Annotated in this window: 24 protein-coding genes; 9 read left to right on the top strand and 15 right to left on the bottom strand. The window is 68.5% G+C overall.

All coding sequences use genetic code 11. From position 1 onward, the window contains the following. Positions 1 to 2: 2 nt before the first annotated feature. Genes GC106_RS27385 through GC106_RS27365 form a run of 5 tightly spaced genes read right to left on the bottom strand, consistent with a single transcriptional unit; the run spans position 3 to position 4,527 of the window. Positions 3 to 1,118, bottom strand: a complete 1,116-nt coding sequence (locus GC106_RS27385; RefSeq protein ID WP_173136743.1) for a CapA family protein — start codon at positions 1,116 to 1,118, stop codon at positions 3 to 5. A 10-nt stretch (positions 1,119 to 1,128) separates the two neighbouring features. Then, on the bottom strand, positions 1,129 to 1,944 hold the full coding sequence (locus tag GC106_RS27380) for an amino acid ABC transporter ATP-binding protein (protein WP_173136485.1): 816 nt from the start codon (positions 1,942 to 1,944) through the stop codon (positions 1,129 to 1,131). Beyond that, positions 1,941 to 2,822: an amino acid ABC transporter permease gene (locus tag GC106_RS27375; protein ID WP_173136483.1), complete on the bottom strand. Its 882-nt coding sequence runs from the start codon at positions 2,820 to 2,822 to the stop codon at positions 1,941 to 1,943. The genes GC106_RS27380 and GC106_RS27375 overlap by 4 nt, the downstream gene beginning before the upstream one ends. Further along, a complete protein-coding gene (locus GC106_RS27370) occupies positions 2,819 to 3,724 on the bottom strand; it encodes a transporter substrate-binding domain-containing protein (protein ID WP_173136481.1) in 906 nt (301 codons plus the stop codon). Before GC106_RS27370 ends, GC106_RS27375 begins: the two co-directional genes overlap by 4 nt. Positions 3,725 to 3,780: 56 nt before the next feature. Next, positions 3,781 to 4,527: an IclR family transcriptional regulator gene (locus tag GC106_RS27365; protein ID WP_173136479.1), complete on the bottom strand. Its 747-nt coding sequence runs from the start codon at positions 4,525 to 4,527 to the stop codon at positions 3,781 to 3,783. Positions 4,528 to 4,576: 49 nt separating this feature from the next. Here GC106_RS27365 and GC106_RS27360 point away from each other — a divergent pair, with 49 nt between their 5' ends. Genes GC106_RS27360 through GC106_RS27350 form a run of 3 tightly spaced genes read left to right on the top strand, consistent with a single transcriptional unit; the run spans position 4,577 to position 7,178 of the window. Beyond that, positions 4,577 to 5,689 carry a cupin domain-containing protein gene (locus GC106_RS27360; RefSeq protein WP_173136477.1) on the top strand — a complete coding sequence of 371 codons (1,113 nt, stop codon included), beginning with the start codon at positions 4,577 to 4,579 and terminating at the stop codon, positions 5,687 to 5,689. Continuing rightward, positions 5,686 to 6,525: a fumarylacetoacetate hydrolase family protein gene (locus GC106_RS27355; RefSeq protein WP_173136475.1), complete on the top strand. Its 840-nt coding sequence runs from the start codon at positions 5,686 to 5,688 to the stop codon at positions 6,523 to 6,525. Before GC106_RS27360 ends, GC106_RS27355 begins: the two co-directional genes overlap by 4 nt. Next, entirely contained in the window at positions 6,522 to 7,178 is a 657-nt protein-coding gene (locus GC106_RS27350; protein ID WP_173136473.1) for a maleylpyruvate isomerase family mycothiol-dependent enzyme, read from the top strand. The genes GC106_RS27355 and GC106_RS27350 overlap by 4 nt, the downstream gene beginning before the upstream one ends. A gap of 53 nt (positions 7,179 to 7,231) precedes the next feature. On the opposite strand, the gene GC106_RS27345 is transcribed toward GC106_RS27350, so the two are convergent. The 3 genes from GC106_RS27345 to GC106_RS27335 all read right to left on the bottom strand — a co-directional run bounded on the left by GC106_RS27345 (position 7,232) and on the right by GC106_RS27335 (position 11,493). After that, positions 7,232 to 8,590 carry a hypothetical protein gene (locus GC106_RS27345; protein WP_173136472.1) on the bottom strand — a complete coding sequence of 453 codons (1,359 nt, stop codon included), beginning with the start codon at positions 8,588 to 8,590 and terminating at the stop codon, positions 7,232 to 7,234. Positions 8,591 to 8,605: 15 nt separating this feature from the next. Then, positions 8,606 to 9,544, bottom strand: coding sequence for a poly(ethylene terephthalate) hydrolase family protein (locus tag GC106_RS27340; protein ID WP_173136470.1), 939 nt, complete (start codon positions 9,542 to 9,544; stop codon positions 8,606 to 8,608). A 170-nt stretch (positions 9,545 to 9,714) separates the two neighbouring features. Next, positions 9,715 to 11,493 (bottom strand): CocE/NonD family hydrolase, encoded by a 1,779-nt coding sequence (locus GC106_RS27335; RefSeq protein ID WP_173136468.1) that lies wholly within the window; start codon positions 11,491 to 11,493, stop codon positions 9,715 to 9,717. A 521-nt stretch (positions 11,494 to 12,014) separates the two neighbouring features. On the opposite strand from GC106_RS27335, the gene GC106_RS49455 reads away from it, so the two are divergent. Both GC106_RS49455 and GC106_RS27325 read left to right on the top strand, forming a co-directional pair. Beyond that, on the top strand, positions 12,015 to 13,217 hold the full coding sequence (locus GC106_RS49455; RefSeq protein ID WP_312872885.1) for a cytochrome P450: 1,203 nt from the start codon (positions 12,015 to 12,017) through the stop codon (positions 13,215 to 13,217). A 69-nt stretch (positions 13,218 to 13,286) separates the two neighbouring features. Next, on the top strand, positions 13,287 to 13,895 hold the full coding sequence (locus GC106_RS27325; protein ID WP_217281027.1) for a nucleotidyltransferase family protein: 609 nt from the start codon (positions 13,287 to 13,289) through the stop codon (positions 13,893 to 13,895). A 167-nt stretch (positions 13,896 to 14,062) separates the two neighbouring features. Here GC106_RS27325 and GC106_RS27320 read toward each other — a convergent pair whose 3' ends face one another. The 5 genes from GC106_RS27320 to GC106_RS27300 all read right to left on the bottom strand — a co-directional run bounded on the left by GC106_RS27320 (position 14,063) and on the right by GC106_RS27300 (position 17,894). Further along, positions 14,063 to 14,512 (bottom strand): hypothetical protein, encoded by a 450-nt coding sequence (locus GC106_RS27320; protein ID WP_173136464.1) that lies wholly within the window; start codon positions 14,510 to 14,512, stop codon positions 14,063 to 14,065. A gap of 79 nt (positions 14,513 to 14,591) precedes the next feature. Then, entirely contained in the window at positions 14,592 to 14,900 is a 309-nt protein-coding gene (locus tag GC106_RS49965) for a NucA/NucB deoxyribonuclease domain-containing protein (RefSeq protein WP_173136462.1), read from the bottom strand. A gap of 257 nt (positions 14,901 to 15,157) precedes the next feature. Beyond that, positions 15,158 to 16,027 (bottom strand): cytochrome c biogenesis CcdA family protein, encoded by an 870-nt coding sequence (locus GC106_RS27310; RefSeq protein ID WP_173136460.1) that lies wholly within the window; start codon positions 16,025 to 16,027, stop codon positions 15,158 to 15,160. Next, positions 16,027 to 16,437, bottom strand: coding sequence for a protein disulfide oxidoreductase (locus GC106_RS27305; protein ID WP_312872884.1), 411 nt, complete (start codon positions 16,435 to 16,437; stop codon positions 16,027 to 16,029). The genes GC106_RS27310 and GC106_RS27305 overlap by 1 nt, the downstream gene beginning before the upstream one ends. Before the next feature lie 533 nt (positions 16,438 to 16,970). Continuing rightward, positions 16,971 to 17,894 carry an NADP-dependent oxidoreductase gene (locus tag GC106_RS27300; protein WP_173136456.1) on the bottom strand — a complete coding sequence of 308 codons (924 nt, stop codon included), beginning with the start codon at positions 17,892 to 17,894 and terminating at the stop codon, positions 16,971 to 16,973. 65 nt (positions 17,895 to 17,959) lie between these two features. On the opposite strand from GC106_RS27300, the gene GC106_RS27295 reads away from it, so the two are divergent. The 4 genes from GC106_RS27295 (at position 17,960) to GC106_RS27280 (ending at position 21,987) form a co-directional block, all read left to right on the top strand. Continuing rightward, complete coding sequence (locus tag GC106_RS27295; RefSeq protein WP_173136454.1) at positions 17,960 to 18,355, top strand: winged helix-turn-helix transcriptional regulator; 396 nt, start codon at positions 17,960 to 17,962, stop codon at positions 18,353 to 18,355. A 207-nt stretch (positions 18,356 to 18,562) separates the two neighbouring features. Continuing rightward, on the top strand, positions 18,563 to 19,345 hold the full coding sequence (locus tag GC106_RS27290; protein ID WP_173136452.1) for a helix-turn-helix transcriptional regulator: 783 nt from the start codon (positions 18,563 to 18,565) through the stop codon (positions 19,343 to 19,345). Positions 19,346 to 19,431: 86 nt separating this feature from the next. Then, on the top strand, positions 19,432 to 20,742 hold the full coding sequence (trpB, locus tag GC106_RS27285; protein WP_173136450.1) for a tryptophan synthase subunit beta: 1,311 nt from the start codon (positions 19,432 to 19,434) through the stop codon (positions 20,740 to 20,742). A gap of 279 nt (positions 20,743 to 21,021) precedes the next feature. Then, complete coding sequence (locus GC106_RS27280; protein WP_173136448.1) at positions 21,022 to 21,987, top strand: aldo/keto reductase; 966 nt, start codon at positions 21,022 to 21,024, stop codon at positions 21,985 to 21,987. 97 nt (positions 21,988 to 22,084) lie between these two features. On the opposite strand, the gene GC106_RS27275 is transcribed toward GC106_RS27280, so the two are convergent. Continuing rightward, entirely contained in the window at positions 22,085 to 23,338 is a 1,254-nt protein-coding gene (locus GC106_RS27275) for a pectate lyase family protein (protein ID WP_217281026.1), read from the bottom strand. A 161-nt stretch (positions 23,339 to 23,499) separates the two neighbouring features. Continuing rightward, positions 23,500 to 25,053: a right-handed parallel beta-helix repeat-containing protein gene (locus tag GC106_RS27270; protein WP_173136446.1), complete on the bottom strand. Its 1,554-nt coding sequence runs from the start codon at positions 25,051 to 25,053 to the stop codon at positions 23,500 to 23,502. Positions 25,054 to 25,225 lie beyond the last annotated feature (172 nt).

The raw sequence follows: 25,225 nt of genomic DNA, 5'->3' as shown, positions 1-25,225 counted from the left end.
CCTCAGCCGACACCGGGCAGGACGACGGAGTCACCGTCCCAGGCGAACTCGGTGGCCAGCCCGGCCTGCACACCGATGCGCCGGACGTACTCGGCGACCTGCTCGCCACCGTCCGAACGGGACAGTGGCACCGGGCGGCCGGCGGTGTCGATCCAGCACGGCACGAACCCGGCTGACACCAGGCCGTCGGCGCCGAACCGGCAGACGGCGATGACGGTGTTCCTGCTCTCCGGGTGGAACGGGTAGTACGGCATTTCGGGGTCCGGCGCGAAGCCGTACAGCTCGACCCGCTTGCGTGCCCAGGCGGCGCGTTCGGCACTGTCGTTGCCGGTCGGGGTGAGCGCGTGGGTGACGGTGACGAAGTTGCCGAGCCCGTGGAAGATCGGCCGTCCCCGGTAGACCTCGATACCGCGCATGATGTGCGCGTGGTGGCCGAACACGACGTGCGCGCCGGCGTCGACCGCCGCCCGCGCGACCGGTTGCTCGTACATCGCCAGCACCGCGGGCGTGTGCCCGACGCCCTTGTGCATCGACACCGCGACGACGTCCACCCGCTCGGCGAGCGCGGCGATGTCGTCGGTCATCGCCGCCAGGCTCGCGGGCTCGGCGAAGGTGTAGACGCTCGGCGGGCCGCCGGGGCTCGCGTGGTCCAGCTCGTAGTGCGTGAGCACCCGGACGTAGGCGCAGCCGGCCTTGCGCGAGGTGGCCCACGACTCGCGGGGACCGACGAGGTTGTAACTGAGCACCCCGATGCGCAGCCCGTGGCGCTCCAGCACGGCCGGCTCCCGGGCGGAGGCGAGGTCCGGCCCCGCCCCCGCGGTCGCGAGCCCGGCCGCCCGGGCGTGCGCGATCGTGTCGGTCACGCCGACGTCGCCGACGTCGTACACGTGGTTGCCGGCCAGGGTCACGACGTGGAAACCGGCGTCCGCCAGGGCGTGCAGCGCGGCCGGGTCGGCCGGTGGCGCCGGGATGTCCGTGCTGACCTGGACGTCCGAGGTGCTGTGCGGCACCTCGACATGGCCGACGACGACGTCGCCGCCTGCCAGGACGGGCCTGGCGGGCACGAGGAACGACGCCGGGTCCGGCTCATCGAGCACGAGGTCCCCGACTGAGAGCATGGTCACCGCGTCAGACACTGGTCCGCGCCTCCCCCGAGTCGCTGAGCTGCTGGGTGTAGCGGGACAGGAACGCACGCAGCCGGTCGGAGGTGCCGTCGCCGAGCACGCCGGCGACCGGGCCCTGTTCGACGACCCGGCCGCGGTCCATGAACACGTAGCGGTCGGCCACCTCGCGCGCGAACGCGATCTCGTGGGTGACGATGATCATCGTCATGCCCGCCGCCGCGAGGTCGCGGATCACCGTCAGCACCTCGTCGACCAGTTCCGGGTCCAGCGCGCTGGTCGGCTCGTCGAGCAGCATGATCCGCGGCCGGGTGGCCAGCGCCCGGGCGATCGCCACCCGCTGCTGCTGACCGCCGGAGAGCTGACCGGGGTGGGCGTCCGCCTTCTCCGCCAGGCCCACCTTGCCGAGCAGCTCCATGGCACGTTCCCGCGCCTGCTCCCGGCTGCGGCCGTGCACCCGCACCTGCGCCTCGGTGATGTTGCGCAGCACCGTCCAGTGACCGAAGAGCTGGAACTGCTGGAACACCATGCCCATCCGGCGGCGCTGGTCGGCGACCCGGCGGGCGGGCAGCGGGCGCAGCCTGCCGGCGTGGTGCTCGTAGCCGAGCAGCTCACCGTCGAGGTACATGGCGCCGCTGTCGATCGGCTCGAGCTGGTGCACGCAGCGCACCAGGGTGGACTTGCCGGAGCCCGACGGCCCGATGACCGCGACCACCTCGCCCTGCTCCACGTCGAGGCTCACCCCGTCAAGCGCGGCGTGCGTGCCGAAGCTGCGCCGGACGTTCCTGATGCTCAGCACCGGGCCGTTCGGATTTCCGGTCATGCCGGCCACCTCCCCGTGGCGGATCGTTGCCCACGGCCGAACCGCCGTTCGAGGCGCTGCTGGCCGAACGAGAGCGCGGTGACCACCACGAGGTACCAGAAGCAGGCGACGATCAGCAGCGGGACGATCTGGTAGGTCTGGTTGTAGACGGACTGGACGGCGTGCAACAGGTCGGTCATCGCGATGACGCTCACCAGCGACGTGCCCTTCAGCAGCGAGATGAACTGGCTGCCGGTCGGCGGGATGATCACCCGCATCGCCTGTGGCAGCACCACGCGGACGAACGCCTGCCCGCCGGTGAAGCCCATCGCCATCGCCGCGTCCCGCTGGCCGGCGGCCACCGAGAGGATGCCGGCGCGGACGATCTCGGCCATGTACGCGGACTCGTGCAGCGTGAGCCCGACCAGGGCGGCGGTCAGCGGGGTGACCACGTCGTTGGTGGACCACGACTCGAACGTCGGTCCGAACGGGATGCCGATCGACAGCCGGGGCAGCAGGTAGGCGAGGTTGAACCAGAACAGCAGCTGCACCAGCGGCGGAATGCCGCGGAACACTCCCACGTAGAGCGTGCACGCCCACCGCACCGGCGCGAAGGCGGCCAGCTGCCCGGTGGCGAGCAGCACTCCGAGCGCGGAGCCGGCCACCATCGCGGCGACGGTCAGCCCGATCGAGGTCGCGAGCCCGGCCAGCACGTTGGCGTCGAACAGGTACTCGGCGACGACTGGCCACTCGAGCCGGTCGTTGTGGGTCAGAAACCAGGCGATCTGGGCCGCGACCACGGCGAGCACGGCGCCGCCGAGCCACCGCAACGGCCGGGGCCGGGGGCGTGCGGTGGCGACGTCCACGTCCGGTGCGGCCGCCGTCGTGGTCGCGGTCATCGCTGGGCCGCCGTGTTGAGCTTGGGCTGGTCCACCGCGACGTTCTCCAGGCCGTACTGCTTCATGATCTTGGCGTACTGGCCGTTCGCGAAGATCTCCTTGAACGCCTCGAGCATGACCGGGCCGAGACCGCTGGACTTCGGCACGAGCATGGCCAGCTGGTCGACACCGGCGCCCTGCTCGTCGGTCTGCGTGACGTAGGTGAACTTGCCCTTCTCCGCGGCCATCGCGTCGAGCGCGGCGCTCTCGGTCATGCCCGCCGCGTCGACCCGGCCGGACTTGGCGGCGAGGATGGTGCCGTTGGTGTCGGCGAACCCGACGAACTGCACGGCGGGCTTGCCCTTGTCGGCACACCAGCGGGCCAGGCGGGTGAGCTGGTCCTGGACGATGCTGCCGTCCACCGCGGCCACCCGCTTGCCGCACAGATCGCTGCTTGCCTTGACGTCGCGCGGCCCGGACTCGGGGATGAGGTAGGCGGTCCGGGTGACCATCCAGACGATGGCGTCGAACTTCTCCTCCCGCTCCGCGGTGTCCTTGACCGGGCCGTTGAAGCCGTCATAACGGCCGGAGAGCATGCCGGACAACGCGGCGGGGAGGCCGGGCACGATGGTGATCTCGGTCCGCACACCGAGCACGGCGCCGAGCGCCCGCTGGAGGTCCTGGTCGACGCCGGTGACCGTCTTGCCGTCCCCGCCGACGATCCGGTACGGCGGGTGTGAGTCGCCGGCGAAGCGGATCACCCCGGAGTCCTTGAACTGCTGGGGAAGTTTGTCGTGGTGGACGGCGCTCGCGCGGTCGGCGGGGGCCTGGCCAGGGTCGTCGGACGTGCCGCTCCCGCAGCCCGCCGCGGCGACGAGCACCGCGGCCAGGGGCACGAGGAGGGTTCTACGGGACTTGAGCATCGGTGCTCCCGCCGGTCATATACATGCGTTTGAATTACGGCCGTGAGCAATAGTGTCTAACGTCCGCCCTGGGTCGTGTCAAGACCGAGGGTCCGCTCGATCGCGGAAGCGGTGGCGGTCAGCAGGGCGACCCATTCCGGCAGGCGCGTCCGGTCATAGCGTGCGGTCGGCATGGCGATCGACACGGCGGCGACGGGTTTTCCCGCCGCGTCCCGCAGTGCGCGACCGACGGCGGTCACGCCCGCCTCGGTGCGTTGGTCGTTGATCGCGAAGCCCTCGCGGCGGACCTTGCGCACCGCCCTGCGCACCACGGGAAGGTCGGTGTCCTCGGCGCAGAACGGCGTCAGGTCCTCCTCGTCGCGGGCCCCGAGGATCGCCAGGCCGCCCGAGGTGAGCCGGGCGGGCAGCAACCGGCCCTCGCGGTCCCCGACGCGCAGGACCCGGTCGCACTCCACGCTCGCCACGAACCGCACGTCGGCGCCGTCGAGCACGGTGAGGTTGACGGTCTCCCCGCAGCGCCGGACCAGCTCACGCAGGTGCGGCAGCGCCACCTCGCGCAGGTTCACGACCGGCTCCTCGGCGACCGGCCGCAGCACCGGGCCCGCGACGTAGCGCCGATCCTCATCCTGCACGGCGAACTCCCGGTACACGAGCATGGCGAGCAGGCGATGGGCCGTCGATCTGGCCACCCCGAGCCGCTGCGCGGCTTCCGTGACCCGCAGCGGTCCTTCCTGCCGCAGAAGGACGGCGAGGCGCAGCGCGTGGTCGACCGAGTCAATGCTGTAGACAGGTTTGTTCCGCACAGCAGAATGATAGATACCGCCCAGCAGAACATCGGTACCGTCGGTGCCCATGACGTCGACGACGGAGTCCCCGGTCCGGCTCGCGATGCCGGACACACCCGGACAGCCAGCGCCTTCCCCCGAACTCGCGCGCCTCTACCGCGACTTCGAGAGCGAACTGCTCGTTCCACTGTGGACCGAGATCGGCGACCTGATGCCGGCGAGCCCCAAACCGGCCGCGGCCGCGCACGTGTGGCGGTGGGCCCGGCTGCTGGAGATCGCCCGGCGCTCCGGTGATCTGGTCCCGGTCGGGCGCGGCGGCGAGCGGCGGGCCATCGCACTCGCCAACCCCGGTCTCGGCGGCGCGCCCTATGCGACGCCGACCCTGTGGGCCGCGATCCAGTACCTGAACCCGCGCGAGGACGCCCCGGTCCACCGGCACACCCAGCACGCCTTCCGGTTCGTCGTCGAGGGCGAGGGCGTGTGGACCGTCGTGGACGGCGACGCCGTGGCGATGCGCCGGGGCGACCTGCTGCTCACGCCGGGCTGGCGCTTCCACGGCCACCACAACCAGAGCGACACCCCGATGGCCTGGCTCGACGGGCTGGACATCCCGTTCGTGCACGCCATGGGCTCGGCGTTCTTCGAGCTGGGCCCGGACGCGGTCGAAAACCGCGCGACCCCGGACCGCTCGTACGCCGAGCGGCTGTGGGCGTACCCCGGACTGCGCCCGGTCTCCCAGCCGGGACCCACGCCGTCGTCCCCGATCACCGCCTATCGCTGGGAGCACACCGACGCCGCCCTGTCGGCCCAGCTCGAACTCGAAGCGGAGGGGCAGCCGGGCGTGGTGGCCCCGGGGCACGCGGCGATCCGGTTCAGCAACCCCACCACGGGCGGCGATGTGCTGCCTACCGTGCGCGCCGAGATGCACCGCCTCCGGGCCGGCGCGGCCACCACGGTCCGCCGTGAGGTCGGGTCGTCGGTGTGGCAGGTCTTCGACGGCGCGGGCCGGGTCTCACTCGGCGACCGCGAATGGCGGGTGGAACGCGGCGACCTCGTCGCCGTGCCCTCGTGGGTGCCCTGCTCGTTCACCGCGGACACCGACCTCGACCTGTTCCGGTTCAGCGACACACCGATCTTCGAAGGACTGCACGCCCATCGCGTCCAGGAGGGACAGGCATGAGGCTCGCGACACTGCGCGTCGACGGCAGGACCACGGCCGCCCGGCTGCTCGACGACCGGACCGCGGTCGAACTGCCCGCACCGGACCTCGGCGCACTGCTCGCCGGCGCCGACTGGCGCGCGGTCGCGGCCAGGGACGGCGCCCGCCTGCCCGTGACAGACCTGGCGCCGCCGGTCCCCCGGCCGGGCAAGATCGTGTGCGTCGGGTTGAACTACCGCAACCACATCCTCGAGATGGGCCGTGAGCTGCCCACGCACCCGACGCTGTTCGCCAAGTACGCCGAGGCGCTGGTGGGACCGCGGGACGACATCGCGCTCGACCCGGCGTCCGGCGCGGTGGACTGGGAGGCCGAACTGGCGGTCGTCATCGGCGCGGCGGTCCGCCACGCGACCGAGGACCAGGCCGCGGCCGCGATCGCCGGCTTCTCGGCCCTCAACGACATCACCATGCGGGACTGGCAGTACCGGACGCCGCAGTGGTTGCAGGGCAAGACGTTCGAGGGCAGCACGCCCTTCGGCCCGGTGCTGGTCACCCCGGACGAACTGCCGGGCGGCGTGCGGCCCGCGCTGGCCCTGCGGTGCACGGTCGACGGCGAGGTCGTGCAGGAGTCGACCACCGCGGACCTCGTCTTCGACCCGGTGGCGCTGGTCCGCTACGTCTCCACGATCGTGACCCTGCGCCCCGGCGACGTCATCGCGACCGGCACTCCGGGCGGCGTCGGCCATGCCAGGGACCCGCGGCGGTACCTGCGGGACGGGTCGACCGTGAGCACCGAGATCGAGGGGATCGGCACGCTGACCAACGTGGCCCGCGGGTACGCCCCGGTGCCGGCATGACCGAGGCGGCGACCGGACTGTTCCTGTCCACTGTGGACAAGGTGCCGGACGACGGGTTCACCGCCGAGGTGCTCCCGGGCTGGACGCGCGCCCACGTCGTCGCCCACGTCGCGGCCAACGCCGACGCCCTGCGCCGGCTGATCGCGTGGGCCAGGACCGGTGTGCCGACGCCGATGTACGCCTCGGCCGGCGACCGGGCCAGGGAGATCGAACTGGGCGCTGCCCGGCCGCCCGCGGAACTGCGCGCACAGGTCCGTGCGACGGCCACAGCGTTCGCCGAGGACGTCGCGAGCCTGCCTGGCGACCGGTGGCGGGCCGAGGTGGTGACCGCGCAGGGCCGTACGGTTCCGGCGTCCGAGATCCTGTGGCTGCGCACCCGTGAGGTAGCGGTCCACGCGGTGGACCTTGACGCGGGCACGGACTTCGCCGATCTGCCCGACGGTGTCTGTGAGGCGCTCGTGGCCGACGTCGCCCGGTGGCGGGACAAGAAAGCGAACGGCCCGGCCCTCACACTGACGTGCGCGGGCCAGACCTGGCACGTCACGGGTCACGGCGATCCCCTGTCCGTCACCATGTCCGCGCCCGAGCTGGCGGCCTGGCTCACCGGCCGACGGCGCTTCCCGGCGCTGCCGGCGCTGCCGCCTTGGCTCTGAACCAAAAAAAAAGGGGGTGTCCTTCGCCGCGGCGAAGGACACCCCCTTTTTTGTCAGCCCGAGTACGGCCGGTTGAACCGGAGCGGGTCGTAGCTCAGGTACCGGCCGTCGCCCGCCTGCCGGTTCATCGCGCTCGGTGAGACCTCCGGCCAGTGGCCGGTCCGCAACCGTTGCCACATCACGTCGATCGCGGCCACCTGCTCCCCGACCGTGAACGTGCAGTGCCCCGCGGTGCGCACGTAGGTCTGGCGCAACAACCTGCTGTTGCCCTCCCGGTGAGCCAACGCACCGTAGGAATCCTGTTGCGCCACAGTGGAGATCTGGTCGCCGATGGCATTGACGGTGAGCACCGGGACGCGCAGGTCACCCGTGAACACGATGCCCTTGGCGAGGTAGGACACCGCGGCCGGGTCCGCGTCCACCCGTGGCGCCGCGGCCAACGTCCGCAGATCCGCACGCAGGTCCAGCCCCGCCTCCGCGTACAACCTCAGGACGGCGTGCCGCTGGCTCGGGTCAGCGAGTGCGAACTGCCGGGCGTAGTCGACGCCGGTGTTCCACGACGGGTTGCCGCCGGCCAGCTGCTCGATGGCGCGCCTGCTGCTCATCGCCTGGCCGATGTAGGGCAACGGACCGCCGGCCAGCGCGAGGAACATGCCGTTCTCGACACCGGCCGCGTCCCACCGGTCCGGCATCGGCGTCGCCGTGCCGTCCGGCGCGAGCCCCCAGCCCGGCAGCTGGCCGATCGCGGCCGCGAGCGCGATGCGCGCCCGTCCGTCCGCTGTGGACTGTGCCCCGGTGAGTGCCGCGATCCACTGCCGCTGCGCGCCCGGCACGTCGGCGGGGATGCCGGTGACAGGCAGCGTGGTGTCACCGAACAGCAACGTCTTCAACGTGAAGACGGTGTCGAGCTTCTGGTTCCACTGCCCGACCGAGCCGCCGAGACCACCGCACATCGGCACCGCGGCGTCGAACACGCGGTGGTGCACCTGTGCGGCACCGGCGGCGACGAAGCCACCCATCGAGCGGCCTTCCGCGATGGCCCACCGGGCCTGGCCGAACGCGGCCTCGAAGCGGGCGAGCGCGGCCGCCTGGTTGTCGATCGCCTGCGCGATGCGCCAACCGGTGACGGTCCGGGTGGTGCCGCCGACGGCGTACCCGCGGTCAAGCAGCCGAGCGGTCAGCGGGGTGGTCAGGCCACCGGCGGCGAAGTCCATGTCGACCAGCACCACGCCGTTCCACCGGCCGGGTTTGGCGAACTGGTACGGGGTGCCGTCCGCGAGCTGACCCGACGTGCAGGTCGCCGTTCCGAGGCACGGTTCGGTGTCCGGCGGTGTGGCGCCCGCGGCGGGGACACCGGTGAGCAGGGCCGTCGCGACGGCCAGTACGGCGCCGAGAATGCGCACTGTGGACATTCGTGTCTCCGGTCGTCAGAAGTTCCTGCTGGCCACGGTCCAGCCGGGAGTGGTGCACAATCCGCAGTCCCGGCCGAGGAAGTAGGCCCGTGCGGTCCGGTTGCCGTTGAGGGTGAAGTCGAGCCAGTTCACCATCACCGTGACCGCCTCCTGTTGCATGGTCACGTCGCCGTTCCCGTTGCGGAGACCGGTCCAGAAACCACCGTGCCCCGCCGCCGGGTTCGTCGCCTGCACCGTCGGCACGGTGACCTGGGCGAAGTTGGCTGTGCTGTTGGGGTACGCGACGTCGTCCGGACCGCCGTCGAGGAACAGCGTCGGCGTGTGCAGGTTCTTGAGGTTCTCCCGCCCGTAGCCCAGCGTCCCGTCGTCGAAGAACCCGCTGTTGAGGGACAGCACCGACTTCACTCTCGGGTCACTGCCGGCCACCATCGCCTCGATGCCACCACAGGAGTGGCCCGCGACGGCCACCCGGCCGGTGTCGATCCTGTCCCGCAGCTCGCTGCCTCGCCTGTGGTTCTCCCGTTCGGCCCAGGTGATCCCGTCGGTGATCACCTTCGGTTGTGGGCTGCCGCGCTCGGCGGTGACGGGCTCGTCGAAGGCGCCGACGGCGACGACCAGGAACCCGTGCGCGGCAAGGAGAGTGTGGGTGGCGGTGTACTCGCCGTTGCTCAGGTGCCGGCAGGCGCCGTTCCCGAAGACCACCACCGGAAGGCGGCCGTGGATCTTGCCGAGGTCGGCGGGCCGGTAGACGGTGTACTCCACGTCGTACCGACCATTCCGCGCCGCTGGTTCACGCACGACGGGGTGGAACACGTCGATCGCCTGACGGTCAGGCGCCGCGACGGCGACGACCGCAGGCTCAGGCGCCGGCCGGTCAGGCGCCGCGACGGCCGCGGCCGTCGCCACCAGGGCGACCGCCGCGGCCGCCAACGGCATCAGCAAGGAAGTCTTCATCGACAGCCTCTCTCATCCGAGGCACCGTCGCGCCTCGTCGGACGCTCACCCATCGAGAGCACATCATTATGTGCGAACCGCTTATCGAGCGTCAATGCAAGTGTCAAATGTAAGGGATTTACCTGAGGACGTACTGATTTCGTGCACGACGAGGTCGAGAACCGGCGTGATCACGGGCGCCGGGGCAGCACGATCGACGACGGGGTGGCCTGCCCCGACAGCACCTCGATGCGTGAGCCCTCCGCGTCGGGCAGCACACCGGTCTCGCGCGGGTCGTAACCCCGCACAGTCACCTGGATTCGGTGTCCCGCGCGCACCAGGTACGACGTCGGAAGCATCGCGAAGCGCAGCCGCGCGGTCTCTCCCGGCGCGACGGGTGCGGCGTCCTGGGCGTAGGCCCGGTGCCACGGCACGCCCTCGGGCAGCGCGTACGGCGCGGGGTGTTCGGCTCGCAGCGATACCTGCAGGCGGCCCTCCGTGATCACCCTGACCGAACCGTCGGGCCCGACGTCCTCGAGGTAGGCGAAGACGTGGGCGTCGGACCGGTCGACGCGCACCGTGAGGTCCGCGACCGGGGTGCCGGTGAGCTCGGTGTCGCCGGCCAGCGGCTCACCCGCCCAGCTCACACCGCTGCCCGGGATGAAACAGGGCTGGGCGAAAGGGCCCGAACCGGCGTTCGCCGGGCACGTCGCCTTCGTGCTCACGGTGAAACCGCGAGCACCTGCCGCGTCCGAACCGAGGATTCCGTCCCCGCCCAGCGCGGTGGTGGTCGCGGTGATTCCGGCGGGCGGCCAGGTGTCGCTGGTGCGCCAGTGCAGGTCCGCGCCGTCGGTGGCGTCGGAGTCCGGGGTCGCGTAGCGGATTCGCGGTTCGCCGCCGATGCCGGTGTCGATGCCCTTGAGGTGCTGGTCGAAGAAGCGATGGGCCTCCTCGACCAGCTGGAGCCCGGCGTTCTCGCAGTGCTTCCACGGGCCGACGAGCAGCCGCGACCCGGGCACGTTGAGCAACGCGGCGATGCCCTGTCCGCGCAGTTCGTCACGCCAGCCGCCGATCACGTACACGGGGACGTTCGCCGCACGGATCTGGTCGGCGTAGGTCCCGACGCTGCCCTCGGACCAGAATCGGGAGGCCACCTGCGGCGACCAGCTGTCGCGGAAGGGCATTCCCCGCCACATGTCGGCCAGCACGGTGGAACTCTGATGCTCGATCGCGGCCTCGCGCAGCATCGTCTTGTCCGGGTCGCCGTCCACAGGCTTGTTGGCGAGGTCCTGTTCCACCGTGCGCGACGGGCCGAAACCCCACTGCGCGGAGATCCCGCCGACCCGCCACGCGTCGTACTTGTCCCAGGAGAAGCACCCGGCCAGCACGGCCTTGAGGTGCGGCGGGCGCACGGACAGAGCGTGCATCGCGGCGTCGCCGGTGTTGGAGCAGCCGTAGACACCGACGTTCCCGTCCGACCACGGCTGCGCGGCCAGCCACTCGGTGATCTGGTAGGCGTCGGACGCCTCCAGCCGGTCGTTGTAGCCGCGGCGGACGCCGAACGACTGCCCATTGCCGCGCCGGGCCACCTGCGCCACCACGTAGCCGTGGCCGGTAAGGGAGGGAATCGCCTGGATGCCGTTCGCCGCCGGGCCCGTGACGGCCTCCGGCGAGACGTCGATCGACAGGTTGTGCTGCCACAGCACGGGGAAACGTCCCTGCGCCGGCCTGCCGCCCGTGGCCGGGCGGTCGAGCCGGACGGCCAGCCGGGTGCCGTCACGCATCGGCAGGTAGAACGACTCGGTGACCCGCTCGGTGAAGCGGGCCTGCGGCCGGTAGGAACCGAAGGAGGCCCCGGGCGCGCCGTCGTCCTGACGGGAGATCGTCAGTGTCGTCACGAGCACGGCAGCGACGAGCCCGACGACGGCGAGACCGCCGAGGAGCAGCTTTCGTCGACGGGGAGTGGGCATCAAGATCCTCCGATCTTCGGTGACACGGAGTGTGAGCGGCGGCATCGTCACCAGGACCAACCGCAGGCCGTGGGTGCAGGAGGCGCGGACGGCGTCGGCCCGTGCCGGACGAGCACCTGTTGGGTCAGACCAGGCAGGCCCTCATCGACCAGGTGACGTGTTGACGACTTCAATGTGGTCGAGCGTCGCAGAATATGTCGTCAATAGCAACCTTCGACGTTCGGCACGGTCGGCCGATCTGACATGCAAAGACTCGTAACCTGTCGGCCGGCCGTTCGCCCGACCTCCCACCTGCCGCGCTCACACGGTGCCACACCGCCGCGCAGTTATATGACATGAACCGTTCCGGTCGACCAGTTGACAATCACATGTCGGCGGGGCACCTTAGTCAGGATTCCTGACACGACGGGAGTCACGGCGTCGAGAGGTGACCACATGGGCGTGCGCACCGAGCAGGGTGTGTCCCGGCGTCTTGCCGATATCCGGGACCGGCCCGAGTCGGCGTGGGAGGAAGCGCGGCAGTGAACACCAGGCACATTCCCGAGGACTTCGACCCCGCCGCGTCCGACGACCCCGACGAAGTGCACGCGCTCTACCGGAGGCTCCGGTCGCGCTGCCCGGTCGCCTACAGCTCGGCCTACGGCGGGTTCTGGGCGCTGACCACCTATCCGGAGGTGAAGAAGGCGGCACTGGACGACTCCCGCTTCATCTCGTCGGTGAAGGCGGTAGTGCCCAGCGACCCGCGCGGCCTGCGCCGGCCGCCGCTCAACTTCGACGCTCCCCGGCACACGCCATACCGCACCGCACTGGACGCCACGCTGTCCCGGCGCAGGCTGTCCCGGCTGGAGCCCGTGCTGCGCGAGCACGCGCTGCGGGTGCTCACACCGATGCTGGAGCGAGGGTCCGGTGACATCGCGCAGGAGTTCGGCGCCCTGTTCCCGGCCTGGGTCACCACCGAGTGGCTGAACCTCGACGCCGAACTCGCGCCGCGGCTCGCGGAGACCGCGGCGCGGTGGGTGCGGGCGTGGCGACGGCAGGACGCCGAGGTGGTGAACACCATGAGCGGCCGGATGTACGACATGGCGCGCGCACTGGTCGCCGACCGCCGCGAACACCCCCGTCCCGTCGAGGAGGACCCAGCCAGCTCGCTGCTCGCGCAGCGCGTCGACGGCGAACCACTCGAGGAGGAGCAGATCGTCGGCGCACTGCGCCAGTCACTTGTGGTCGGCATGGTCGCGCCGCCGATCGTCATCGGCTCGATCGCCGCGCACCTCGGCGCCGATCAGGAGCTGCAGGCCAGGTTGCGGACCGAGCCGGAACTCATTCCCCTGGCCCTGGAGGAGTTCCTGCGGCTCTACGCGCCCTACCGCGGCTTCGCGCGCACGGTGGCCGAGCCGACCGTCGTGCTCGGCCGAGAGATCCTGCCCGGGGAACCGGTGACCCTCACCTACGCCTCGGCCAACCGGGACGCGACCGTCTTCGCCGATCCGGACGAGTTCCGGCTCGACCGGCCCAACATCGCCGACCACCTCGCGTTCGGGCGCGGTCGCCACCGCTGCCCGGGTGCGCCGATGGCACGGCTCATGCTGCGGATCGCGCTGGAGGAGTTGCTCGCAGGCACGGTGTCGTTCACCGCCGTCGGCTCACGCGAAGGCGCCCGCATGCCGGAACTCGGCATCGTCTCCTGCCAGCTCGACTTCGTGGTCGCCGGTCGTGACGGCTGACCGTCGGTCCACGGTCACGCTCGACACCCGTGAGCGCAGCCGAAGTCGCACTGGTGCTAGACATCCTGCATGCTGATCGGCCGGCTCCCGGTGGACGAACAACTCGACGCGCTGCGCGGGACTCTCGCGCGCAACGAGGTGTTGACGGAGGTCTTGGCCCGCGCCGCGAAGCTGGACCTTCCAGGCTGGTACCTGACCGCCGGGTGCGTGTTCCAGACCGTGTGGAACGTGGTCACCGGCCGGCCGCCGACTGAGGGCATCAAGGACTACGACCTGTTCTACTTCGACGACGCCGACCTCAGCTGGGAGGCCGAGAACGACGTTATCCAGGCCGGTGACAACGTCTTCCGTGACTTGCCAGCGGTCGTCGAGATCCGCAATGAGGCACGCGTGCACCTGTGGTACGAAAACCACTTCGGCGTGCCGTGTGCGCCCTACACCTCCACGGAAGCCGCCATCGATTCGTTCGCGGCAACGACGTGTTGCCTGGGCATTCGCCTCGACAGCGACGAGCGGTGGCGCATCTACGCGCCGCACGGCCTTGCCGACGTGTTCAACCTCGTCGTCCGCCCCAACCCCGTGCTTGCTCCCCGCAGCGTCTACGAGACCAAGGTCCGACGCTGGCGCGAACAATGGCCCGAACTCACCGTGCTGCGCTGGCCTGAGACCGGCAAGTAGCAGCGCGCCCTGCTCCGGCCAGCCTTCGATCTCGTCCTGCCACACCCGCGGAATCGTCTTCGCCGGATCAGCACGTGACTCATCTGTGCCGGAGTCTGGACTCCAATCGCTTACCTGGAGCTGCACGCTCTCAGTCTGATCGGGCAGTTGTAGTCAAGTAATGTGCATCAGTCTTGATCCGGCCAAATGTTGACTACCCATCGTTCCTCGCCTTCAACCGACAGGAACGGCGCTTGTTGAACCTTTCTGATGATTTCTTCAGTTCCCTCCGACTGAATGCTGACCGAGACCCGCCCTGTATGGTGACTTGGGAAGGTAAACTCCGGATGCCCTAACGTGGTCATGAGGGCCAGCTGTGGAGAACTAATGATAAATGATTCGGTTTGTCGCGGATGCTGGTCGATCGCAGGTGGCCTTGTCGTGTTCCATATGATATGGACTGCTGCGCGATGATCGCTGTAGCCGCTACGAAATCCTACCCCGCTGGTGGTCGACCAATGCCGTTCACCTTCCCGCCGGACGTATGCACGAGGGTCATCGACTGTAACGAATGGGAAATTGATTAGATAGAATGTGCCATATTCAACGGATATTAGACCATCGTATTCCTTGTCCACGTCCACGTCCTCGTTACAGCAGCGGCTGGTAGGGTCAGGGCCCGCAAAGGCCGACCCTACCAGCCGATGAACGTGTGGCCTACGGTACGACGTCTACCCAGAACCTGTCGGTGTGGATAATATGATCACGACCGTAATAGACACCGAGCGCGTTTCCCGCATTGCTGTTGTGTTCCGCCTTAAGGGCGCGCGCAGCGTAGCTCCACACGTGCGAATCCGCCCCGTTTTCTTGCCATGCAGCCCTTTCGAACGTTGACCGGAACGGATATTCATCACATTCTCGAATATCGTTCGGGTTCGTGAACTGGCGACATGCGGTGGAGCGGGACCGTGCTTTGTCGACTACCTGCGGTTTTGGTGTTCGAGGAGTCGGGCTTCGTGGCTCCAATATCGTATTGGGCGTCCCAGATATGCTTGACCGCAGTAGTCATCGATGGGTTACTCAAGCGGAATCGAATCCACGGATCAACGTCCATGAACACGCGGCCGCCGTTGTTGTACTGGGCAGTGTCACATCGCAAGAGCGGGGCGCCAACCTCAGGCCACCCGCTCACCGCGGTGATCATGCACAACGCCCCACGTGAGCACCTCGTCCGAACTCACGCGCCTGAAACTGGCTCGGTTCGAGTCGGCACTACGGCCGCGTCATGCCGAGGTGTCTTCGTCTTCGCGGGAGGACACACGCGCACGGCGCCGGGTGATCAGAGCGACCGCGCCGATGAGCACCACCAAGCCTGTCACCAGCGGCACCGGCCCGATCCGATCCACCAACGTCGACAGCGCTGTCTGCAGCGCGCCCGCCGCGTCCACGATCGGGTCCTCCGCCGGCCCGTCGGCGTGGAACAGGCGCAGCTCGTACACCCCGTAGTAGGCGATGTAGAGCCCTGCCAGGACCAGAATGACTCCGCCGATCCGGCCGATGTACGGCTGAATTCGGCGAACCCACGTGGTTACGGCCTTGCTGGCGACCGCGATCGACACGGCCAGCACACCGACCACCAGCGACATCCCCAGCCCGTATGCCACATACGCGGCTATCCCGGTGAGCACCGAGCCACTGCGGAAGGTCGTGCTGGTCACGGCCAGGAATGGCGCGATGGTGCACGACAGCGAGACAACCGCGTACGCGAGGCCGTAACCGAACATCGAGCTCAGCCGCGCGGTCGGAGCGCCTGCACGGGGTTTCGGAAGCAGGAGCGTGACCTCCTTTCCGGCCAGCATCCACGCACCCAGGGCCACCATCACGGCACCGATCACCACCGTGACCGCGGGGAGGTACTCCTGCACCGACGAACCCAACGGCGCCACCACCAGTCCGAAGGCGCCGAACACCACGAGAAAACCCAGCGCCATCAACCCGGTCGCGGCCAGCGCACGCAGCACAGCGGGCACCGGAGCCCGGCTTTCGCCCGCGACCACCAGGGTCAGATAGGCAGGCAGCATCGCGAAGCCGCACGGATTGACCACGGCCACCATGCCTGCCGCGAGAGCGAAACCCAACGCGTCGAAATCCATTACGCCCTGGCCAGCGCGCCGACCCGCTCGGTCAGTGCGGACTCCGAGAGTTGCTGCTTGACCACGTCCACCTTGCCGTCCGGGCTGATGAACGCGTAGGCGGGTTGCTGGGTGACTCCGAACCTGGTCCAGATGGCGGCGTCGAGATCGGCCAGGTGCTGGAAGCCGCCGACCTGGTAGTCGGTGACAAACTTCTTCATCGCGGGCACCTGGTCCTGGGCGGCGACCCCGACGAAGGTGACCTTGCCGCTGTTGGCCTGGGCGGTCGTGGCGACCCTGCCCGCCTCCGCACGGCACTTAGGACACCACGGTGCCCAGAACCACAACACGACCGCCTTCCCCGCCAGGCTCTCCCCGGTGAAGTTCTGGCCGTCGACGGTCTTCGCGGTGAACTTCAACTGCTCCGGCACCGGCGCCGCAACAGGTGTTGATGCAGCCGCCGAGGTATCCACCATCGAGGGCGGGGCGGGTTGGTTGCCTCCCGGTGGCGTCGGACTGGCTGCGTCTGTGCCACACGCGGCGACCACGCTGGACAGTGCACCCACCAACAGCATCGCACCGATCCGTCGACCGAACACTCCACCACCACCTCCGTGACTAATCGGCGTCGATCTTGCCGTAGTCGCCGACCAAACGGGACTTAACGGTCCTTACGGAGATGTGACGAGTTCTTCCGCTGGTTCACGGCCAGGGGCGTGACCGTGTCGCGAAAGACGGTGGCGTTACTGATGTGTCGGGCTGGTTTAGCCGGGTTACCGTTGTGGCACAAGACCAAACGCGTGCCTGCCGTGGTCACGGTGACCGATCTGGTCAAGCGCGACTTCCGACGTGGCGGCCCCAATTAGCTGTGGGTCACCGACATCACCGAGCACCCGAGTCGCGGTTGGCGCCGGCGCGGTTGCTGTTCGGCAATGCGGACCAAGACCCGTTGCCCCGGCGGCGGTCACGGCACCAGCACCACCTTGCCCCGGACCTGCCCGCTCTCGCCGAGTTCGTGTGCCTTGGAAGCGTCTGTCAGCGGTAGCGTCTCCGCCACGAACGGGCGCAGGCCCTCGCGGTCCACCAGTTCGGCGAGGGCGGCGAGGTCGCCCGGGGTCGGCTCGAGGTTGAACTCCACGAACCGCAGCCCGCTCGCCGCCGCACGTTCCCTCACGGCCGTGCGGTCGAAGCCGATGCCCACCACGTCGATCACCGCGCCACCGGGGTTGAGTGTGGCCAGCGACCTCAGCCCGACGTCGCCGCTGACCGTGTCCAGCACCACGTCTACGTTCCGGGTGCGGGTGAAGTCCGCCGCCGTGTGGTCGATCAGCTCGTCGGCGCCGAGTTTCCACAGGAAGTCGTGCTTGGCCCTCCGCGCCGTGCCGATCACATGGGCGCCGCGGGCCTTGGCGATCTGTACGGCGAGGTGCCCGACCCCGCCCGCCGCCCCGTGGACGAGCACACGCTGCCCCGGCCGCACCTGGCCCACCTTCACCAGCGCCTGCCAGGCGGTGAGCCCGGCGATGGGCAGCGCTGCGGCATGGATGTGGTCGATGCTCGCTGGCTTGGCCGCGAGCGACGTCCCTGGTACCACGACATAGTCGGCGTAGGCGCCGTGGGGCGGGGTCACCCAGCCGTACACCTCGTCACCGGGTCGGAAGCCGCCGGCCTCCTCGACCACCACGCCGCTGAACTCGTGCCCCAGGGTGAACGGTGGATCGCCGAACAGCCGCACATACCCGGAACGAACCTTTCGGTCCGCCGGGTTGACGCCGACGGCGCGCACCCGCACGAGGACCTCACCGGGACCGGCGGTGGGGCGTTCGGTTTCCACAACCTCCAGCACCTCGGGGCCGCCGAGGGACTGCTGACTGATCACTCTTGGCATGCGCCCATCTTCAGGCCTTTGGTCTCCGATGTATAGTAGGCACCTGTTTGAAAGGTAGGTACCCAATGGATACCGCACCCTGGACCGTCCCATCCGTCGAGTGCCCCTCCCGGACGGTGCTGGAGGTGCTGGCCAACAAGTGGGTGCTGTACGTGCTGGGCGCGTTGCAACAGCACGGCGAGCCGATGCGGTTCAACCAGCTTGGCCGCACCCTGCCCGGCATCACGCAGAAGATGCTGACCCAGACTCTGCGCACGCTGGAGCGCGACGGCCTGGTGGCCAGGCGGGTGTACCCAACCGTGCCTCCGCGCGTGGAGTACGAGCTGACCTCCCTCGGGCACAAGGCCGGGCGGCTGACCGTGCTTATCGGCGAATGGGCATTAGCCCACGTCGACCAGATCCTCACCGCCCGCACAGCCTTCGACCACCGGGCGGCCACCACACCCGCCCCACTCAGCTGACAACCGGCCCGAACCGCTGCCGTCCACCGCACGGTCACCGCAGGACCGGGCTGACGATGTGCCGCCTCTCCGGTGTCCGTCTACTGTGGTCGAGGTGTTCGGATCGCCACATCTCCGTCAGCCGCACGGTCACCGCGTCGGCGGCCGCCGACGTCCGGGACGTACCGGTGACCGTGCTCGAGCGGGCGGCGCGGAGGATTTCTCGCCGTGACACGAGTCGAATCGATGACGTTCGCACTCCAACGCGTGGATCTCCTTCGTGCACGGGCTGCGGCGGTGGACTTCGACCCGCACCTGCACGACACGTACTCGGTCGTGGTCGTCACGAGCGGAACCGCGCACATCTGGTCCAGCCGCTGGAACAGCACGGTCCGCGCCGGCGACGTCTTCTTCTTCAACCCCTTCGAGGTGCATGCGGGCAGAAGCACAAGCAGTCCCGCGCAGTACGACGTCCTTTACCCGTCGGAGGCGTTCCTCGACAGCTGCATGGGCACGATCGAGCCGAACGCGATCCGGACCATACGCACCGATGTGGTGACACGAAGCCGGACAACGCGTGATCTGGCCGACGCGTTGTCAGCACCGATCGCCGACAGCGCATCGGTCGAGGGATGCCTCCGGCGGGTGCTGGAGGAATGCAGTTTCTCGGTCGAGTACCCCGCGTCGACCCCGATGTCGATCGCGCGAACGGCATCCCAGCTCATCAGGCGGGACGGTCCGCGCTCGACCCGTACGGACGACCTCGCCCGCGAGATCGGCGTCAACCCGAGCCACCTCGTCCGAACCTTCAGGAAAACGATCGGTGTTCCCCCGCAGACCTACGTTCGCCAAGTCCGCGTCGCACGGGCCCGAGAGCTCATCTGCGCCGGGTTCGATCTGAGCGATGTCGCGCAGATGGCCAACTTCTCCGATCAACCACACCTCACCCGCGAGTTCAAGAAGGTGTTCGGCGTGCCGCCGGGAGCGCTGTCCCGTGACGTGGGCCGGTGAGTCGCCGAAGCGGCCGCGGCGCACATCCTGTTCAAGATTTCGGATTCAGCTGTACCTACCGTCGACCTACCTGAAGGGTGGTCACGATGTCATACAGCGGAAGCAACCACGTCAGCCGCATTCCCGACGCCAACGGCTACTACGGAGAGTTCGGCGGCAACCACTGGCCCGCGCACATGGGGCCCGCACTCGAAGAACTCACCGGCGCGTACGAGCAGCTGCGGTCATCGCCGGACTTCCGGCACGAGCTCGACACCGTCCGCACCGGCCTCCAGGGCCGGCCCACGCCGGTGCTGCACCTGGAGAACATCTCGAACCAGCTGGGTGGCGCCAGGATCTACGTCAAACGCGAGGACCTCAACCACACCGGCGCACACAAGATCAACCATTGTGTGGGGTTCGCGCTCCTCGCAAGGAGGATGGGCAAGCGGAAGCTGATCGCCGAGACGGGTGCCGGCCAGCACGGTGTCGCTCTCGCCAGCGCGGCCGCCCGTTTCGGACTCGAATGCGAAGTGCACATCGGTGCGACCGACGCCGACAAGGTGAACGCGAACGTAGACCTCATGCGCCTCCTGGGCGCTCGTGTCGTTCCGGTTGCCTCCGGTCAGTCGACCTTGAAGGAGGCCAGCGACTCGGCGCTGCACGCCTACACCGAGCAGCATGCCCATGCTCTCTACGCGATAGGTTCGGCCATCGGACCACATCCCTTTCCGATGATCGTCCGAGACTTCCAGTCCGTCGTCGGCCAGGAGGCACGCGCGCAGTTCCTCGCGATCACCGACGGAGTGTTGCCCGACCACGTCGTCGCCTGCGTCGCTGGTGGCTCGAACGCGCTGGGGCTTTACTCCGGTTTCCTGGACGATCCTGAGGTCGCCCTGCACGCGGTGGAACCCCTCGGCAAGAGTGCCGAGTTCGGTCAGCACGCGGCCACACTGACTTTCGGGCGTCCAGGAACCCTGCACGGGGCGTCCTCCGTCGTTCTGCAGGAGAACGACGGAACACCCGCCGCGGTGATGTCGATCGCATCAGGGCTCGCCTACCCCGGTGTCGGCCCCGAGATGGCCATGCTGTGCAAGTCCGGCCGGGTGTCCGTCGACACCGTTTCCGACGAGGAAGCAGTCGGCACGTTCCTCCGCATCGCGCGGTCGGAGGGGATCATCCCGGCACTTGAGAGCGCACACGCTCTCGCATTCGCGATCCGCCTGGCAGCGGACAGGCCCCGCCGCGAACGCATCCTGGTCAACCTGTCCGGGCGCGGCGACAAGGACGTCGACTTCGTGCTGGCCAGGTTCGCTCCTGGCGGGCTTGGTACTGAACCTGGAGATGTCGATCGCCAGCGAGGACCTGCCGGTCTTCGCCGGTATGCACTACACCCCGGGAAACCTCACTCGCGGTGATCGAGTGCTTGCTCGTTTCTTCGAGTACCTGCGAACTTTTCCGCGTTCGCATCACTCCGCCGATTTCTTGAACTGACCCGATTTGCCGTGACACCTCGCGTTCTTGTTCACGGGCTCCTGGGTGGAAGCTCAGGACCCCGGCAAGTCGTGGCGGGTGTCCATGTGGATCGTCCTCGGTATCGCCGCCCACGCAGTCCCGCCAGCACCGGAAATCCCGCGCATGACGAACCGCCGGTATGGCAACGTGTTAGCGAACTGATCACGGAAGGGGAGCTGGCGATGGAGAGGAACCGGCTCGGGCGCACCACAGTCGAGGTGACACAGCTGGGGTTCGGCGGCGGGCCACTCGGTGGACTGTTCGCGCCGCTGGACGACGAGACCGCGGCAGAAGCGCTGGCTGCGGCGTGGGAGGGCGGGATCCGGTACTACGACACGTCACCGCACTACGGCATCGGGCATTCCGAGCGCAGGATCGGTGAGTTCCTGCGCCAGCAGCCGCGTGATTCGTTCACCCTGTCGACGAAGGTCGGCCGGCTGCTGGTGCCGCAGGACGCGGACGGCAAGATGGATCCGGCCGGTTTCCACGTGCCCGCAACGCATTACCGCGTGCGTGATTTCACTCGCGACGGGGTCCGGCGCAGTGTCGAGGATTCCCTGGAACGGATGGGCCTCGATCGGATCGACGTGCTGTACCTGCATGACGCTGAGGAGTTCTTCGACGACGCGTTGCGTGACGGCTACCCGGCCCTGGCGGAGCTGCGGTCGGAAGGGGTCGTCGGCGCGATCGGCGCGGGCATGTACGACACGGCCATGCTGACCACTCTGGTGCAGGAAACGGATGTCGACGTGGTCATGCAGTCAGGCCGCTACACGCTGCTCGATCACAGCGCGCTCGACACGTTCCTGCCCGCGTGTGAGGAACGCGGTGTCTCGGTGATCGCGGCGTCGATCTTCAACTCCGGGTTGCTCGCCGTGCCACGGCCCAGCGAAGGAGCACACTTCGACTACGAGACCGCGACACCGGATGTCCTGGACAGGGCGAACAAGATCGCCGACGTCTGCGAGGCACACGGCGTGACACTTCCCCAGGTGGCCATGGCTTTCCCGCTCCAGCACCCCGCTGTCGCCGGTATCGCGGTCGGGATGCGCTCCGCACAGGAGGCACGACGCAACGTGGAGTCGTTCGCCGTGCAGGTGCCCGCGCAGGTCTGGACCGACCTACGCGCCGCAGGCCTGATCCGTTAAGCGTTTCCCACGCCTGGTTCAGGCACTGCGGAAGGCGGGCCTGGCCTGGGCTGCGTTCGGCGACTTGCTCCGCGGACAGTCCGACCACGAAACATGGTCATCGAACAAGGCTGTTGAGATATCTCTCCACATTGGAGTAGCCGTCCGAGCCGATGTCGTCGCCGTCTCCGGCGTCGCCGGGGTTGAGGCCGTTCGCCCGTTCCCACATATCCGGCATGCCGTCGCGATCGGTGTCGGTCGGCGCCGTGCCACCGGCGAGACTGCCGAAACCACCGACGCTCGCCGGATCGGTGATGATCGCACCGCTCTGGTCGGCGACATTCGCCGTGATACGCCGGTCGATGGAGTCACGACGCAGTGACGCCCCGGCCTGCGCGAGTACCGTGCGGTACGCCTCCGCGGCGGGCGTGGACGGAACCGCCGGATAGGGGAACGGGTTCTGCTCCACCACGACGTTGCCGAGTTCCGCTCTGGTCACCGGCACACCGTCGAGCACCTTGTTCTTGTTGCCGTCGTGGTAGTTGCCCGCCGCGTAGATGTGGAAGTTGAGGTTTCCCCGCGTGAAAGGACTGCCGGAACCGGTGGACGGCCCTTTGACGAAGTAGTTGTCCACCACGTTCGCGTCGCTGCGCCCGGCGGAGTCGCCCTCGATGTAGGCGTCGGAGCCCCAGTTGTAGACGACATTGCTGACAAACTGGTTGCGGCCCTTGACTTTCGGGTTGCGGGTCTTGTTGTGCGCGTACAGGCTGCGGTAGATCGTGACGCCGTCGCTCTGGACCAGACCACCGCAGGAGTGCGGGTCCAGGCCCTCGGCGATGATGGAGTTCTGCACTGTGATGCCTGTGCTGTTGTTGATGGAGAAGTTCTCGTCACGTCCCCAGGACACGGATACGTGGTCGAAGATCTGGTCACGCCCCTCGTTGATCGTCACGCCGTCGCGGTTCTGGTTCGGTGTCAGGCCGTTCCGGAAGCGCATGTACCGGATGACGACGTTGGTCGCGTTCGACGTCGACACTTGGTAGCCGCGCGTCGCGATGCCGTCGCCCGGTGCCGTCTGTCCCGCGATGGTGATGTTGCTCTTGATGCTCAGCGGCGACTCCAGCTCGATGTACCCACCGACCTCGAAGACGACGATCCGAGGGCCGGTGCTTACCGCGTCACGCAGCGAACCCGGGCCGGAGTCGTTGAGGTTGGTGACGTGGTACACCTCGCCGCCGCGGCCACCGGTGGCCTGCGCACCGAATCCTGCTGCTCCGGGGAACGCAGGCGCCGCCGCGGCGGCGACGGCTCCTGGTGCCATGAGTGCACCGCAGGCGGTGATCAACGCGGTGAGAGCCGGAAATCGTCTCATGGTGGGCCTCCAGTTCTTGTCCACGGATGATCGGCTCAGCTGCCTGACCGCACCAGGAACCAGTCGAACTCCGCGGCGCTGTTCGTGCCGCTGCGCCGAGACCGGACTCTCCCGCACGGAAACCTCCGGCGGGAGAGACACCTTCGACAAGCTGGGACCGGTCAGCCGAAGGTCACCACGAGGCGGCCGTCCGCGGCGAAGGACCACCTCGGGGTGCCGGTGTAGGAGGAGCATCGAGACCCGTTGGTGCCCGACCAGAACTGGTTCGAGCTGTCGGAGCTGCCGATGATCCGGTCGTTGGATCCGCTGTCGCACGAGGTGTTGTTCCGGAACACCGAGGAGCCGCCATCGAAGTTGAAGTTGCGCTGCTCGTTGCCGATGCTGACGTTGTCCGAAATCGTCATCGTGCCGAGGTTGCGGTTGTATGTGAACCCATGCTTGCCGTTGTCGTAGGCGATGTTGCGCCGGACGACGTGGTCGACCCCGATGTCCTCGCCACCGAGCTTGTACCCATTGCGGTCACCGTTCCCGGCCTGGGAGCCGTCACTCAAGGTACCGTTGCCGTAGGCCAACGAGTCCTCAATGGTCACCGCACCAATGGGCCCCGTGTCCGACTTGGTGAACAGGTCATAGCCGTCATCGATGTTGTGATGGGACACGGTGTAGCGGAAGACGTTGCCAGGGCCGACGGTCAGCTTCGGAGCGAAACCATCGGCGTCCTCACCGTCAGAGTCGGCGTTGTCGTGCGACTCGGCGCTCACGACGAGGTTGTTGGACGGCCACTGGCTCGGTGGGGCGCCGGCGATCAGCCGTGAGAGCTGCAGCCCGGAGTCGCGGTTGAAGCGCGTCACCGTGCGCTCGATGATGTTGTTGTTGCCGGCCAGCAGTATCCCGTTGTCCCCGGCGCGCTCGACCACGATGCCCCGGATGTGCCAGTACGACCCGCCTATGGCGAACCCCCGGTTCGCCGGGTCCTCGCTCTGTGCCGAGAAGTTCAGCACGGGGGTCTCACTCTGGTAGGCGTACAGCTTCTTGCGGGCGCTGGCGGTGCCGTTGTTGTCCTGCGCGATGGTGATCGTTTCGGAGTAACGGTAGGTCCCGCCGCGCATGAAGATCGTGCCGCCGACGGCGACGCGGGTAAGGGCCGAAGCGAGCGTCGTCGGGTTCGATATCGTGCCGGCCGCGTTGTCGCTGCCGCCCGGCGCCACGTATAGCGTGTCGGCCGGCGGGTCCGGATCCGGCGGCGCGCCGTCCGAGGTGAAGTCGAAGTAGTCGATGTTCGGCAGCCCGCTGCTGCTGGTGGGGTTGAGCCGGATCGTGTTGTTGCCCGCGGTCATGGTGACGGTGAGCGTCTTGGTGACCCAAGTGTTCCACGCACCCGTGCCTTCGAACGACACCGACTGCACCGTGGACCCGTTCACGACCAGGTCGGCAGGCCGAGCCGAGCTGCTCCCGCTGGCGAACCGCACCGCGACCGTCGCCGGGCCCGCCGCGGCGTTCACCGTGAGCTGGGCATAACCGGTCGTGGCGTTGGTGCCGTTGCAGAACCCGGAACCGGAGTACCCGGAGTGGTCGCTGTCGATCGAGCCGGAACAGACCGCCGGGGACGTCTCGGCCTCGTACCTGGTGGTCGCGGCGGCCGCCGAGCCAGGGGCCAGTAAGCCCGCCGCGCCCACCAGCAGTGCCACGCCGGCCACGAAGAACTGAGATCTCATCATCTACCTCCAGGAGGGTGCCCGTCAGAGTTCATGGTGTGACCTCTCTGCATGCCAATACCGCTCCGCGGTCCGGCGTACTGCCGAAGCAGCGCGGGAATGTCCGCGGCCGGGTGAAGGGAACCAGTCGTGACGGATGGCGATCCGGCGTTGCGCAAAGCCGACTCTGCCG

Origin of the sequence: Kibdelosporangium persicum, assembly GCF_013280595.1 — a bacterium.
GTDB lineage: Bacteria > Actinomycetota > Actinomycetes > Mycobacteriales > Pseudonocardiaceae > Kibdelosporangium > Kibdelosporangium persicum.
The sequence above is the reverse complement of the archived record's forward strand: the minus strand, read 5'-3'. Positions and strand labels throughout refer to the sequence as shown.

Bases quoted from the DNA above. Each gene is read 5' to 3' on its own strand.
- trpB (WP_173136450.1), top strand. From the start codon at position 19,432: ATGTCATACAGCGGAAGCAACCACGTCAGCCGCATTCCCGACGCCAAC.
- GC106_RS27380 (WP_173136485.1), bottom strand. From the start codon at position 1,944: ATGACCGGAAATCCGAACGGCCCGGTGCTGAGCATCAGGAACGTCCGG.
- GC106_RS27335 (WP_173136468.1), bottom strand. From the start codon at position 11,493: ATGCCCACTCCCCGTCGACGAAAGCTGCTCCTCGGCGGTCTCGCCGTC.
- GC106_RS27385 (WP_173136743.1), bottom strand. From the start codon at position 1,118: ATGCTCTCAGTCGGGGACCTCGTGCTCGATGAGCCGGACCCGGCGTCG.
- GC106_RS27325 (WP_217281027.1), top strand. From the start codon at position 13,287: ATGCTGATCGGCCGGCTCCCGGTGGACGAACAACTCGACGCGCTGCGC.
- GC106_RS27275 (WP_217281026.1), bottom strand. From the start codon at position 23,338: ATGAGACGATTTCCGGCTCTCACCGCGTTGATCACCGCCTGCGGTGCA.
- GC106_RS27345 (WP_173136472.1), bottom strand. From the start codon at position 8,590: ATGTCCACAGTGCGCATTCTCGGCGCCGTACTGGCCGTCGCGACGGCC.
- GC106_RS27355 (WP_173136475.1), top strand. From the start codon at position 5,686: ATGAGGCTCGCGACACTGCGCGTCGACGGCAGGACCACGGCCGCCCGG.
- GC106_RS27360 (WP_173136477.1), top strand. From the start codon at position 4,577: ATGACGTCGACGACGGAGTCCCCGGTCCGGCTCGCGATGCCGGACACA.
- GC106_RS27300 (WP_173136456.1), bottom strand. From the start codon at position 17,894: ATGCCAAGAGTGATCAGTCAGCAGTCCCTCGGCGGCCCCGAGGTGCTG.
- GC106_RS27270 (WP_173136446.1), bottom strand. From the start codon at position 25,053: ATGAGATCTCAGTTCTTCGTGGCCGGCGTGGCACTGCTGGTGGGCGCG.
- GC106_RS27310 (WP_173136460.1), bottom strand. From the start codon at position 16,027: ATGGATTTCGACGCGTTGGGTTTCGCTCTCGCGGCAGGCATGGTGGCC.
- GC106_RS27280 (WP_173136448.1), top strand. From the start codon at position 21,022: ATGGAGAGGAACCGGCTCGGGCGCACCACAGTCGAGGTGACACAGCTG.
- GC106_RS27295 (WP_173136454.1), top strand. From the start codon at position 17,960: ATGGATACCGCACCCTGGACCGTCCCATCCGTCGAGTGCCCCTCCCGG.
- GC106_RS27340 (WP_173136470.1), bottom strand. From the start codon at position 9,544: ATGAAGACTTCCTTGCTGATGCCGTTGGCGGCCGCGGCGGTCGCCCTG.
- GC106_RS27370 (WP_173136481.1), bottom strand. From the start codon at position 3,724: ATGCTCAAGTCCCGTAGAACCCTCCTCGTGCCCCTGGCCGCGGTGCTC.
- GC106_RS27375 (WP_173136483.1), bottom strand. From the start codon at position 2,822: ATGACCGCGACCACGACGGCGGCCGCACCGGACGTGGACGTCGCCACC.
- GC106_RS27350 (WP_173136473.1), top strand. From the start codon at position 6,522: ATGACCGAGGCGGCGACCGGACTGTTCCTGTCCACTGTGGACAAGGTG.